Annotated in this window: 12 protein-coding genes; 11 read left to right on the top strand and 1 reads right to left on the bottom strand. The window is 49.3% G+C overall.

Annotated elements, in window-relative coordinates; genetic code table 11:
• Window positions 1–154 precede the first annotated feature (154 nt).
• The 6 genes from FE296_RS31915 to FE296_RS31890 all read left to right on the top strand — a co-directional run bounded on the left by FE296_RS31915 (window position 155) and on the right by FE296_RS31890 (window position 9001).
• Window positions 155–2230 (top strand): protein kinase family protein, encoded by a 2076-nt coding sequence (locus FE296_RS31915; protein WP_150367640.1) that lies wholly within the window; start codon window positions 155–157, stop codon window positions 2228–2230.
• A 35-nt stretch (window positions 2231–2265) separates the two neighbouring features.
• Entirely contained in the window at window positions 2266–3018 is a 753-nt protein-coding gene (locus FE296_RS31910; protein ID WP_124114120.1) for a vWA domain-containing protein, read from the top strand.
• A 10-nt stretch (window positions 3019–3028) separates the two neighbouring features.
• Window positions 3029–3871, top strand: coding sequence for a protein phosphatase 2C domain-containing protein (locus FE296_RS31905; protein ID WP_036609194.1), 843 nt, complete (start codon window positions 3029–3031; stop codon window positions 3869–3871).
• A 187-nt stretch (window positions 3872–4058) separates the two neighbouring features.
• The gene (locus FE296_RS31900; protein ID WP_124114122.1) at window positions 4059–4865 is read left to right on the top strand and encodes an SDR family oxidoreductase; all 807 of its coding nucleotides are present in this window, start codon (window positions 4059–4061) and stop codon (window positions 4863–4865) included.
• 152 nt (window positions 4866–5017) lie between these two features.
• Window positions 5018–7537, top strand: coding sequence for an ATP-dependent helicase HrpB (gene hrpB, locus FE296_RS31895; protein ID WP_150367639.1), 2520 nt, complete (start codon window positions 5018–5020; stop codon window positions 7535–7537).
• A gap of 858 nt (window positions 7538–8395) precedes the next feature.
• Entirely contained in the window at window positions 8396–9001 is a 606-nt protein-coding gene (locus FE296_RS31890) for a general stress protein (protein ID WP_017689064.1), read from the top strand.
• Window positions 9002–9178: 177 nt separating this feature from the next.
• Here the strand turns inward: FE296_RS31890 and FE296_RS31885 are convergent, their stop codons facing one another.
• Complete coding sequence (locus tag FE296_RS31885; RefSeq protein WP_223869120.1) at window positions 9179–9571, bottom strand: YidH family protein; 393 nt, start codon at window positions 9569–9571, stop codon at window positions 9179–9181.
• A gap of 72 nt (window positions 9572–9643) precedes the next feature.
• Between FE296_RS31885 and FE296_RS31880 the strand changes: the two genes are divergently transcribed.
• The 5 genes from FE296_RS31880 (at window position 9644) to FE296_RS31860 (ending at window position 13363) form a co-directional block, all read left to right on the top strand.
• Window positions 9644–10792, top strand: a complete 1149-nt coding sequence (locus FE296_RS31880) for an acyltransferase (protein WP_190945695.1) — start codon at window positions 9644–9646, stop codon at window positions 10790–10792.
• A gap of 194 nt (window positions 10793–10986) precedes the next feature.
• On the top strand, window positions 10987–11361 hold the full coding sequence (locus tag FE296_RS31875) for a replication termination protein (RefSeq protein ID WP_036609188.1): 375 nt from the start codon (window positions 10987–10989) through the stop codon (window positions 11359–11361).
• 2 nt (window positions 11362–11363) lie between these two features.
• Window positions 11364–12371, top strand: a complete 1008-nt coding sequence (locus tag FE296_RS31870; RefSeq protein ID WP_150367637.1) for a Gfo/Idh/MocA family protein — start codon at window positions 11364–11366, stop codon at window positions 12369–12371.
• A gap of 261 nt (window positions 12372–12632) precedes the next feature.
• A complete protein-coding gene (locus tag FE296_RS31865; RefSeq protein WP_124114126.1) occupies window positions 12633–13073 on the top strand; it encodes a ribonuclease in 441 nt (146 codons plus the stop codon).
• A 14-nt stretch (window positions 13074–13087) separates the two neighbouring features.
• A complete protein-coding gene (locus tag FE296_RS31860) occupies window positions 13088–13363 on the top strand; it encodes a barstar family protein (RefSeq protein WP_150367636.1) in 276 nt (91 codons plus the stop codon).
• The last annotated feature ends 189 nt before the right edge of the window (window positions 13364–13552 follow it).

Genomic DNA, 13552 nt, shown 5'->3' with positions numbered 1-13552 from the left:
CTTTACATAGATCAGGCCGATGTGAAGTCTGAATTCGTCCTGAGTTATAGGTGGATAGCAAGCTGAAGATGTACAACTACAGCAAAAACCGGGCGTTGTCACAACACCCGGTTTTTGCTGCAACTATGACACTAGGACAGAGAGAGGGATAAGCATGTCTTTTCAACCAAATCCCGGGGATGAAGTGGTGATTAACGACATTGCCTATACGATTGGGCAACATCCGGCTGCGCCGGGTCTGGCTTATGCCCAAGCCGGAAGGCAGGGGATTGTTTATCAGTTGATACCCCGTAATGGTTCCATTCATGGGGCTAAAGCACTAAAAGTATTTTTTCCTAAATTCCGTATTCCGGCTATGGTATATCAGTCTGAGCATATGGAGTCTTATAGTGAACTGCCAGGTTTGCAGGTATGCAAGCGTGATGTGCTCACTCCGGAAAGAAACGGAGCGCTCATTGGAAAACATCCCGATCTGTTATATGCGGTGTTGATGCCATGGGTGCAAGGTCAGACCTGGTTCGATGTGATCAGTGATCAGAGACAGTTGACGGCTGAGGAGAGCCTGAAGCTGGCTAGAGCGCTTGCAGGAACGGGTTCGGCTATGGAACAACGTGGACTGGCTCACTGTGATATGTCCGCTCCCAATGTAATGATTCCGTTTTTTTCCGAAGTGGAGAACCTGGGGAAGACGTCTGCGGTAGAACTTGTGGATGTCGAGCAGATGTACGGTTCCAAGATGGATCGTCCGGATGCCTTGCTTGCCGGGTCACCCGGTTATGCAGCCCATCGAACAGTGCACAGCGGTTTGTGGAGTTCATATGCTGACCGATTTGCCGGAGCTGTTATCATTGCTGAAATGTTAAGTTGGTCGGACCCTGTGATTGTAGAGAAAGCGTGGGGCGAAAGTTATTTTGACCAGCATGAAATGCAAACGGTGAGTGAACGGTATTATGCGATGCGGGAGTCCCTTGAGAAGCGTTGGGGTTCCAAACTGTCCGATCTGTTCATTCGAGCTTGGGAAAGTCACGATCTGAGCAGCTGTCCGACGTTTGGTGAGTGGTATGTTGCATTGGCTGCGGTAGACGTGGATCAGGCCAATGCGGCGGCTGCTGCGACATCGGAAGAAGAAGCTGCCAATCCGTCGGAAGCTGATGTGAATCTGAAAAAGAGCTCAGAACCAGTAAGTGAACCGGTGAATAAGCAAGACGGGAACCGTCCCCAAACGCCGCACTCTCCCGATCAGGAAGCGGTTGTGAACCGTCTGTTCCTGCAAGCAAGAGCCCTGGAGGATGAAGATAAACCGGCTGCAGCACTGGAAGTGTACCGCTCGCTTTATCATTTTATTCCTCATAACAGCGCGATGCAGATGGAAGTGGAGGCTGCAATCAAGGAACTGGATGCCAAGCTTAATCCAAAAGAAGACACAGACAAACCTGTACCTGTGCCATTCTACAGATCCAAAAAGTTCATGATATCCTCCGCTGTGCTTATTGTATTGCTGGCAGGTGGCGTGCCAACGGTCAAAATACTCGCCGATCAGGCAGAGGTGAAACAGAAAGAACAGCAGGAAGCCACACGACTGGCAGAGTTCAAAGCTGCGGAAGAGGCTGAAGCAGCAAAGGCAGCTGCACTCAAACAGCAGGAAGAAAAAGAGAAGCAAAAGGCCGCAGATGCTGCAAAACTGGACGCAGAGGAAAAGAAAAAGCTCGCTGAAGCCAAGCAGAAGGAAGCTGAAGCAAAGAAAAAAGAAGATGAACGCAAGGCGTTACAGGCCAAGTACGACAAACAGGCGAAATATGAGGCCTATCTGGTGAAGCAGGAGCAGCAGAAGAAAGAAGCCGCCAAGAGAGCGCAGCAGGAGAAGTACGATAAACAGGCAAAATATGAAGCTTATCTGGTCTGGAAAAAAGAGAATGATGCCAAGCTTGCAAAACAGGAAGCGGAGCGTAAAGCGGCAGCTGAAGTTAAACGTCAACAGGAGATTGCTCAGAAAGCAGCTCTGAAGAAAAAACGTGCCCAGAATGTGGTCACGCTGATTGCTCATTACAATAAGACGTATAACGCGCAAAAAGGCAGAAAAATTGAAAATGCGGAAGCATATGCCCGTGATTTCAAAAATCTTTACAATACCGATGCTTCCTATTTCAAAGGTGTCGGCAAAGTGGCGGCTCGAATGAGTGCCATTAACAAATTCCTGAGCAACAACAGCTACACGTTGCCCAACTTATAAAATAACACGTGAACGATGGAGGTGACTCACCCTAGATGAACTACACGATTCAAGCATCACAGCGTACACCTGCACTTATTATATATTTAATTGATATTAGCGCCTCCATGAACATGGTTCTGGAAAATCGTCGACGGATTGACGTCGTCTATGATGCCCTATCTCTCGCGATCCGCCAAATGGTATTTCGCTCTACTAAGGGAAATCGTCTGACACCTCGCTATCGTATAGCCATATTGGCTTACAGCGATGATGTATATGACTTGTTGAACGGAATCAAAGGGATTGACGAGATCGCTGCCGTTGGTTCTTTGCCTGACCTGACTCCGAGACGGTTTTCAGATTCTGCGAAGGCTTTCCTACAGGCGGAAAAGATTCTACAGGCCGAAATTCCGAATATGCAGGACTGTCCTGCGCCACTTGTATGCCACATGACCGATGGGGTAGCCACAGGTGAAGATCCCGAACCTATTGCAAAAAGAATCATGGGGATGAGTGTACCTGACGGCAATGTACTGGTGGAGAACATTTTTATATCGGATCATCTGCTGGATGGGCCAATTGCTGAACCTAGAAGATGGAAGGGAATCTCTTCGGAAACGAATCTACAGGATGAGCATGGAGAGAAGCTGCGGAATATGTCATCCGTCCTGCCCGAAAGTTATCGGGAAATGCTTGTTGAAGCTGATTATTTGCTTGCACCCGGTGCACTCATGATGCTGCCAGGTACATGTGCAGAATTAGTATCAATCGGATTCCAGATGTCCGCTGCTACGCCTGTGAGATAGGAGGGGAATCATGAGAGCGATGCGTTTGGCAACATTGTCTGCTGGAGATAAGGGGGGCCATGCCGAGCAACGGCATGGCAACTTTCGCTATGTGAGTGTACAGACCGGGGAACAGCCGCTAACTCGCTATCAGGGCACATTTAAGTGCAGATATGGTTATGGTAGAGCGGCTGAGACGGTACATCAGGGAGATACCGGACAGGACTTTGCTGCGGTACGTATGAAAGGGAATATTTGCAATTTTGTTTTGTGTGATGGCGTAGGCATGAGTTACCTGGGCGATTTTGCAGCGCGTTTTCTGGGGAATGCTTTGCTGGATTGGTTGGAAACGACGCAACACACAACGGTAGAGGGTGTTGAGCGTCTTCTCCATGATCTTACCCTTCCCGCATCTGAGCAATTGGAGAAATTACAGCCACTGGAAAGTTCCCCTTTGTTGCTGCGTGAAGTGTTGATGGAAAAGCGAAGTCGGGGCAGTCAGGCCATGTATGTGTGTGGGCGGATCGAGCTCACGGGAGGCGGCCGCAAAAGCCGTGTATGGTTAGCGTGGCAAGGAGATTCCCGTATTCGTCTGTGGCGTAATGGCCAGGAACAGTCTGAATTATTTCAGACTCACTGCAAGACAAATGAGCGTTGGTCTACACTTGAAGGACCTGTTGGTGGTAAGCCGCACATCTGCGAGATGAAAGGGTCGGCAGGGGATTCACTGCGTCTTCAGTTATATACGGATGGACTGAACGACCTGGATGCCATTCAAGCTTATGTCCCGGATGAACACATTCAGGTATTGCTGGATGCTACACATACCGGTGGACTTGAAGATGATGCCGCTTTCATTGAGCTGGAATGGTGAGCGCCGGATAGCAAGTTGTGGATCCGATCCGAATGATGCTGTAACTTTGTTGAAGTCCAAACGTGAAAAAACTTGCTGGTGTTGATTTAAAAGACACTCTTTTTGGGTAATCTTGTGAAGAATTGGCTAATGAAAGCTTGAACGTACATTCTTACATAATTGCTAAAATGAAGGAGTGGAATGGATAATGACACAACATAACGGCAAGTCACGGTTTCAAGGCAAGGTTGCGATTATTACCGGAGCAGGTTCCGGTATTGGGAAGGCTGCTGCAGTCAAGCTGGCTAAAGAGGGTGCACATGTTGCATTGTTTGATCTGGTGAATGATCGGATCTCGGAAACGGAAACAGAGATTAATGCGCAGCACCCGGGTACGGCAAGAGCGTTTGATGTAGACATTTCCGACCCGGCCCGTGTGGAAAAGGCCGTACTTGAAACCGTTGAGTTATTCGGCGGTCTAGATATTGTTTTTGCCAATGCGGGCATTAACGGTGTCTCGGCACCCATTGAGGAAATTCAGGTTGAAGATTGGCAGCAGATTATTACAACCAACCTGAATGGTACATTTTTCACCATTAAATATGCATTGCCTCACGTGAAAAAACGGGGTGGCGGCAGTATCATCATCACGAGTTCGATCAACGGCAATCAACGCTTCTCAAGCTTTGGCATGTCGGCGTACAGCACGTCCAAGGCAGGACAGGTTGCTTTTGCCAAGATGGCTGCGCTTGAACTGGCGAAGTTCAAGATACGTGTGAACGTAATCTGCCCAGGAGCGATTGCGACAAATATCGATCAAAGTACGGTCAAAACGGATGATCTGCAGCAGATCATTATTCCGATGGAGTTCCCGGAAGGACAGCAACCACTTGCGGACGGGCCGGGTCAGCCGGAACATGTTGCCGATCTGGTAAGTTTCCTTGCATCGTCCGAATCCAGACATATTACCGGAGCAGAGATCGTCATTGATGGTGCCGAGTCATTGCTCAGCTAAGTGAGCATTCTGGATAATTTTCATTTTACTAAGGCGTGTCTTAGAGTGTGTCTGCGATAGTCGTTCCTCTGGAACGGCTTTTTTTGTTATAATGCTAACATTCGAATAGAGATACTGAAGAGCAGTAGGGTACATTCATTAGGAGCGATTATATGCATATAGAGTTACCGATACAAGAAGTTATTCCGGAGTTAAGACAATTATTTCGGGATCAAGATACAGGGGTGTTAATTGCAGAGCCGGGGGCGGGAAAAACAACTGTTGTACCGCTGGCTTTGATGGAGGAGCCGTGGGTTGCGGGACGGAAAATCATTATGCTGGAACCCCGAAGGCTGGCTGCGCGTTCGGCTGCATCGAGAATGGCGGCTACGCTAGGGGAAAAAGCGGGTCAGACCGTAGGATATCGTGTACGCATGGATACCCGGGTGAGTCAGGGGACACGCATTGAAGTTGTGACGGAAGGGGTATTGACCCGGATGTTGCAGCAGGACCAGGGTCTTGAGGATACGGCGATGATTATATTTGATGAATTCCATGAGCGGCATTTACACGGGGATTTGGGCTTGGCCCTGGCATTGGAATCCCGAGCGATGTTACGTCCAGATCTGAAATTGCTGGTGATGTCGGCGACCCTTGATCCTGTTCCCGTCTGTGGGTTGCTTGGCGAAGGTACAAAATCAATTCACTGTCCCGGGCGCACTTTTCCGGTGGAAACACGATATGTGCCAAGACCGGCAGCTATGCAGTTGGAACAATTCACGGCTCAGACGGTGACCAGGGCATTAGCTGAACAGGAGGGAGACGTGCTTGTTTTCCTTCCTGGCGCAAGAGAGATACACCGTACAGAGCGAGAGTTATTAAACGGTTCTCTTCCTGCGCATGTGAAAGTTCATTCCCTGTATGGCAGTATGCCGGTGGAACAACAGGATGAAGCCATACGGCCGGCCCCTGAGGGGTCGCGCAAAGTTGTGCTGTCCACTTCCATTGCGGAATCCAGCCTCACACTCGCTGGAGTCAAGATTGTGGTAGACGCAGGGCTGAGTCGTGCATCGGCATTCTCGCCGCGGACGGGCATGAGCCGGCTTGTCACCCTGCCGGTGTCCAAGGCGTCAGCCGACCAACGGCGGGGACGTGCAGGGCGAATTGCCCCGGGGGTGTGTTACCGGCTATGGAGCGAAGAGGTTCATGGGGGACTGCCTGAGGCCTCTCGCCCGGAGATCACTTCCGCGGATCTTGCGCCGCTGGCGCTGGAGCTTGCCGTCTGGGGTGTCCAGTCCCCAGCAGAGCTGCAATGGCTGGACACCCCGCCTGACGCCGCCTACGGCCAGGCACAGGCGCTGCTGCGCCAGCTGGGCGGCCTGGACGACGCAGGCCGCATCACGCCCTTCGGGCGGCGGATGAACACGCTGGGCGTGCATCCGCGACTGGCCAGCATGCTGCTCCGCGCGGCGGAGCTTGGGCTGGCCAGCTACGCCAGCATGCTGGCGGCACTGCTGCAGGAGCCTGCCGGCCTCCGCAGCAATGGCAGTGCAGGCGCGGGCACGGACCTTCGCCCGCGCGTAGAGGCGCTGCTGACCGCGGACAGCAGCGGCATGCCGCAAGCGGCAGCGGCTGCCCTAGACGGCGCGGCCGTGCGGCGCATGCTCCAGGAGAGCCGCCAGCTGCGCTCGGCGCTCGGCCCGGCGGCCGATCCGGTGCGGCCGGATGAGGACAGCTGCGGATTGCTGCTGGCCTTCGCCTATCCGGACCGGATCGGGCAACGCCGGGAGGACGGTCGCTATCTGCTGAGTAGCGGCCGCGGCGTACGGCTCGCAGCGACAGAATCGCTGAGCCGTTCAGCGTATCTGGTCGCAGCCGAGGCAGACGACCAGGGCGCAGATGCGCGCATCCTGCTGGCTGCGCCGTTGCAGGAGCAGACATTGGTGCAGGCAGCTCAGCACCTGCTGCAAGATGAAGTGCAAGTGGCCTGGGATTCTAATACCCGCAGCGTGCGAGCACATAAGAGACTTCGTATTGGAGCCCTTGTGATGAAAGAGAGCAGTATTGCACAGCCACCTGAAGATCAGGTGCTGGAAGCACTATTAACCGGAATTCGAATGGAAGGGCTGGATTGTCTGCCCTGGACAAAAACATCCAGACAACTTGCGGACAGGCTGCGGTTCCTGCATCTCCATCTACCTGAGTGGCCCGACCTGATCGAAGATGATCTGACCGAAGAGTTGGCAGAACATCTTACCCCTTATCTGACAGGCATGCGTTCGGCAGCCGACCTCAAGAGATTGTCGATGCAGGATGTATTACTGGGTGGATTGAGCTGGGCGCAACGACAACAACTGGACGATGAAGCGCCGACGCATATACAGGTGCCCAGTGGATCGCGTATTCCTGTGGACTACAGTCGTCCAGAGGACCCTGCGCTGGCGGTAAGATTACAGGAGATGTTTGGACAACAGGAGACACCGCGTATAGCGGGTGGGCGAGTCCCGTTGACGATCCATTTGTTATCGCCGGCTCAGCGACCTGTACAGGTTACACGAGACTTGGCCAATTTTTGGCGAGAGACGTACTTTGACGTCAAAAAAGATCTGAAAGGTCGGTATCCGAAGCACTACTGGCCGGATAATCCACTTGAAGCGGTCGCCACAAATCGGGCCAAACCAAGGGGGAAATAGATGAATTATTCCGTTTTTTCAGATATCAACGATGTGGTTCCCAAAGGGCGCGCTCTTCATCAGGGTTAGAATCTGCTGAACAATTCTCAGTTTTGTAACTGATCGAATCATTCTCTACCTTAAAGCATCATCCTCTAACCAGGACATGTCTCAAAACTCGCTAACATGCAGATTTTACGGCCTTTTCGACCCATGTTACGTCACTTTGCCTTTTCGCTCCATGCTGCGTTACTTTCCATTGACGTGCCCTTGCACGCCTACCGAAAACTTACGGCATGGAACGAGAATTCAGCAAAATCTGCTTGTTTAGAGGTTGAAGGCACACCCAGAGCGTATCTTCATACCTGCCGAAGTCGAAGCGTAACTGAACGTGCCTGGAACTGAACATGGAGCGGAGCGCTAACGAACTTGTGTCGTCTTTTTCAGCGACTTAAAAGCGCCCGCAGCAATCTAAGGAATCTGAAACACGTTATATTCGAATAACCAGCCGTTTACAACGGGTTTGTCAGGTGATTTTGGTAAATAACGTGTCTCATGTTCCTTAAAAAATAAAATGAGGACCCGAAGGGCTAAATAAGACGTCCTCGCTTCCTTAGAAAATCGTCTGGGACAATCCGCCAGGATCAGCGAGTATGGACTTCAAGATGTTTTGGACGCCGACGTCCTTCAACGTAGAGCTTGCCTGACAACGTATCACATGCCTGAGTTTGAACGCATACCCTGATGAGGAATAAAAAGGAATGAACCTCAGCAATTCATTGCTATTAACACATACGATATTGACTTGCAAGCGTTTGAAAGAAACGAAGGCGGGTAATAACATAACGAACCACTCAATCAGATGAGGAGGGATTCATTATGCAAAAGAAAATCGTAGGTGTGTTTAATACAGAACGTGAAGCATCGCAAGCTATCGAGGGTCTGAAGGCACAAGGATTCACTTCAGACGAAATCTCCGTTGTTACACAAGATCGGGATGAACTGAAGGCAATTCGGGAAGAGACAGGTACCAAAGCCCCTGAAGGCGTGGCTGCAGGTGCAGCAACAGGTGGTGTACTTGGTGGCGTAGCCGGTCTGCTCGCAGGTATCGGTGCACTGGCCATACCCGGCATAGGACCCATTCTGGCCGCAGGCCCTATCGCAGCAGCATTTACCGGTGCAGCTGTGGGTGCAGGAGCTGGTGGACTGGTGGGTGGACTTGTGGGTCTTGGTATTCCGGAAGAGGACGCTAAACAGTATGAGGAGTATGTACAGAATGGTAAGATCCTGCTACTCGTAGATTCTACGGATCGGGACTCCGATGTGTACGATGTATTCAGTGGCAACAGCCAGCTTAACCGGGACAGAGCCGAAGCAGCTCATCGCGGAGATGTGCCAGCCGAACGGCCGGATCTGGATATGGAAGAACGCAGATTGGAAGCCCAAAACAAGGCAGCGCGATTCGGTAACAATACATTCCTGTAATCTTGCCGCAAATATAATCGATATGAAATAAAACCCAATGACTTAATATCTGTAAAATGGAATGACATATATGATCCACCAGATGGTCATTAGCCGGTTTCCTTAAGGGAAGCCGGCTTTTGTCCCTGTGTTGCATATGGGTGGGTGTCAGTAATGCCGGATGGTGTTTTTACCCAGTCAAGCAGGGAATAACAATACATATAACAGTACAGCTAAAGCGAGTCCAATCACCAGTAGCATCCATGTGAGAAACCGAATTAAACCGGTCGATGCCTGAAACGTCTGTTCATTGATTTGTGTACGCTTCCGATGATAGGCTGTTGCCGAATACACAATGATGGATATGCCGCCAATCAGAGAAGTGATACCAGTTATAATCGCCGCAATATGTGCAAGCCGATCATACGCCGACGAATTGAAGCCAAATCCGGCAGCAAGAAAGCCGATGCCCGCCATGGCAATACCAGTGCGTACCCAGGCCAGAAAAGTTCGCTCGTTAGCCAGATGTTGTTGGACATACTTGGATTCGGTAGTGGTTACGTCTTTGTCTGTTAAAGAAATGTGAATCAACTCCGTTCATTAAATATACGGATTCATTGTACTTTGTTTTTATCGCAAAACCAAGAAAGGATGGCTGAATGCATGCCTCACAAAGAACGAATTACAGAAATAGAGAGCTTAAGGGGAATCGCCTTTGCCGCAGTGGTTCTCCAGCATTCCATCGCACATTACTCTCTGGTCCCGGAAACGAGACTGGAGGATGGGGTGTTACTGGCCATACTGCTGATGCTCTCCAAATTTGCCGTTCCTTTATTCATATTCATAACAGGGATGGTGCTTTTTTATAACACGGGAGACAAGCTGCATTACGACAAGTTTATGAGAAAAAGAGTAAACGACGTGATCGTGCCTTATCTGATCTGGTCACTCCTTTATTTTACACTTGCACCGCGTGGTTGGACCGGATTCGGATGGAATGACATCCCAGACCTAGGCCTGAAGTTGCTTACGGGCAAAACGACTTCACACTTTTGGTACATCATTATGTTGATTCAGTTTTATCTGTTATTTCCGCTCTTTTTGCGAGCCATTCGTTATGTATATAACCGATATGAGGCCAAGGGGCGCTTGATCGCATTATTGATTTCTGGTGTGGTGTATCTTGTACTTGCGGATCAATTAAGAAACATCGCCAAGTTCATGGAACGGGTGAATATCCCGGTGCTGACAGATGCTTTTACAACGTATGCAGACCGCAATTTCCTCTATTTCTTTATTTATTTTGTACTTGGTGCAGCAGCGGGGTTATCCGTCCAGCACTGGAATGACTGGATTCATCGATTGCGCTGGATATACTGGACAGTGTTTATTGTTCTGGGTCTGCGGTTTACTTATTTATTAATGCTGGAGTTTCAGAAGCCTGAGGGAATCAAAATTACATTCTACACGGTCAGCTTGATCCGCCCTGATATGGCACTCTTTCTGATCGCTTCCATTATGGTCATGTACCAGCTGGCCGGGAAACTGCATAACCTCAGGGCTACACGATTGCTGGGATGGATTGGTGGTGTATCGTATGGCGGTTATCTGATGCATATGTTGATGCTGCGGTATAGCTACATTCCGGATGAGTTATTTTACGTTGCTATAGGCTGGAACCCTGTCGTTCGAATGATCATCACCTGGTTGCTCGCTCTTACATTATCCTGTGTACTGACATGGCTTATCTCGCGTGTAAGCTGGGGCAAATGGATTGTGGGGACTGTGCCCAAGCCTGCCCGCAATAAATGAATATATCAACATATGAAAAATTCACAACAGAAAACCTTTTTCCGTGCTTCCCCCAGCTTAACGCGTATTCACACGATTTCTTTCTACCTTCTTTGAAGATGGATAAAAGGCAGACCAAGCGGAGAAAGATGGCAGAACCCGAACATAAGTTTTATAATACTAGATATATAGGTTCTGACAGGAGGGGAATGAACGTGGCTTTTATGATTGCACAGCGGGCATTTATCAAGCTGTATCTGATTACGATGGTTGAACAGCACAGGGGGTATGGTTACGAGATGCTGGAGGCGATGAAGCAGGAATTCAAAGACTACGGTTATGTACCACCCCAGAGCGAAGTATATCGGGCACTGCATGAATTGGTACAGCAAGGTGTTTTTTATCGCACGAAGAAGCTGAAGGGCAATGATCCAAAGGTCGATTTCCAGGAAATCGTTCTATATCATTTCACAGATGATGGTGCGGAAAAAGCTGAGTTATATAAGAAACAGGTCAAAACGGATCTGGATCGTTGTCTCGGCATGTTACACAAGGCAGAAGAGGACAATTACGGTACGAAAGGAAGATGAGCATGAACAGACACTTACAGTGGGGAGTACTCGGTACGTCAACCATTGCCAAAAATGCAGTCATTCCGGCGATCCAGCAGTCTGAACGTGGTGAGGTGTTGGCGATTGCCAGCCGTAGCAAGGAAAAAGCGGAAACCCTTGCCGAAGAACTCGACATTGCCAGATCATATGGCAGTTATGAAGAGCTCATCGCTGATCCGGACATTGAAGCCGTCTATATTCCTTTGCCTAACCATATGCACAAAGAATGGACCATCAAAGCGGCACAGGCTGGCAAACATGTGTTGTGTGAGAAACCAGCTGCCCTGAATGCAGATGAATCAGCAGAAATGATCGAGGTGTGTGAGCAGCATGGTGTTCTTTTTGCAGAGGCGATTATGTATCGATATCATCCCAAGCACAGACGTGTGCAAGAGATTATAGCTAGTGGAGAGATTGGCATCGTTAGAGCCATCCATGGTAACTTTACCTGTAATACCGCTGATGACAAGGAAAATGTAAGGTTCAAAAGAGAAATGGGCGGCGGATCATTATTTGATCTTGGCGTGTATCCGATCTCGGCAGCCCGAATGTATCTGGGACAGGAACCGGAAGCGGTGACCGTACACGCTCTATTCTCGGACAAGCATGATGGCGTGGATATGATGGCGTCGGGACTGGTAGAATTTCCGAATTCGGTCGCTTTAACTTTTGACTGCGGCATGTGGGCTTCAGGACGGGCGGAAATGGAGATTCTCGGGACGGAAGGGCGGATTGAACTGCCAAAAGTATTTGGCTGGGAGAATAGTGATATTCCACCTCAGATTATTGTGCACACCGATTCGGTCAGCCGTGAGGAGCGTGTATCCGTGTCGAATTCCTATGTGCTTCAGGTAGAGACGTTTGCAACGGCTGTGCTTGAAGGAGAAGCCTTGCCTTTCAGTCCGGAAAATACCATTCAAAACATGCGCGTTATTGATGCGTGCCTGGAATCGGCTCGAACTCGTCAACGTGTGCAACTGATCGATTAGGTCAGCTCAGTTTAAACATACTAGAAAAGTAGACTCCATCTTCAGGGATGAGAGTCTTTTTTTGTATTAAAATGTTAAAATTATAATATTTTACAATTCAAACGTCTTCATTTGATATTTCTACCAAAATGATGTGATATAAATAGTAATGAGATGACTTGTTTACTATAATCTAGCAGAACATCCAACTAGAGCGTTGCGGCTTGCAGAACGTATATCGTGACAGGTTCATCTACTTTGAAGGATCGGGAGGCTGAATTAATGAAAAGATTACTATCAACCGCTGTACTGGCATTGTTGTTAACGTTTGTTTTCCTCACAGGCTCACAGCTCACTCCAGTTCCACAGCAGAAGGCGTCTGCTGCAACATGTACCATAATCAATACGTTTACAGGTGTAGCAAATTATTTGAGTGCAAACGGAACGTTGCCATGTAACTTTATTACCAAATCACAGGCAACAGGACTTGGCTGGGTAGCGTCAAAAGGAAACTTGGCTGTAGTTGCTCCTGGGAAAAGCATCGGTGGGGACACATTTGGCAATCGGGAGGGACTGCTGCCTTCGGCCAGCGGACGTACATGGCGCGAAGCGGATATTAACTATACTTCCGGCTTCCGTAATTCGGATCGGATTGTGTACTCCAATGATGGACTCATCTACAAAACGACAGATCACTATGCATCATTTACACGCATGAAGTAGAGGAAGGAGCAGCCATGATTACCGTGATTCTGGATGGAGAAGACTTTGCTAGTAGCGCTGAACTTCATCAACAATTAAAGGACAAGCTGAAGCTACCGGATTTTTATGGCGGTAATCTCGACGCTCTGTGGGATTGCCTGACGGGTACGATTGAACTTCCACTAGAGCTAAAATGGACCAACTACCAAATCAGCGAAGAACGACTGGGGAATGAAGCAGGCCGGGTACGTGATTTGATGTTGGAGGTACAGGCTGAACAGGCTGGATTTCAATTGCGTGTTGAGAAGTAGCAGCAAATAAAGGCAGTTCAAATATGCAATCCAGCCGAGCAGACCACATGTGGTCTGTTTTTTTGTGTGTTATAGGAGATTGTTCAAAATTCCGCTGTTAATTACGAATCTTCTGAAAGCAGAGCGAGATTTTACTTTGCCTACTTATCGTTAAAATTATTTTCACGGAGGTGTTGATTTCTGCATGAT

Source organism: Paenibacillus sp. UASWS1643, from assembly GCF_008693195.1.
GTDB classification, from domain to species: Bacteria; Bacillota; Bacilli; order Paenibacillales; family Paenibacillaceae; genus Paenibacillus; species Paenibacillus amylolyticus_B.
Note: the sequence above shows the minus strand (reverse complement) of the source record. Positions and strands in the feature narration are given on the sequence as shown.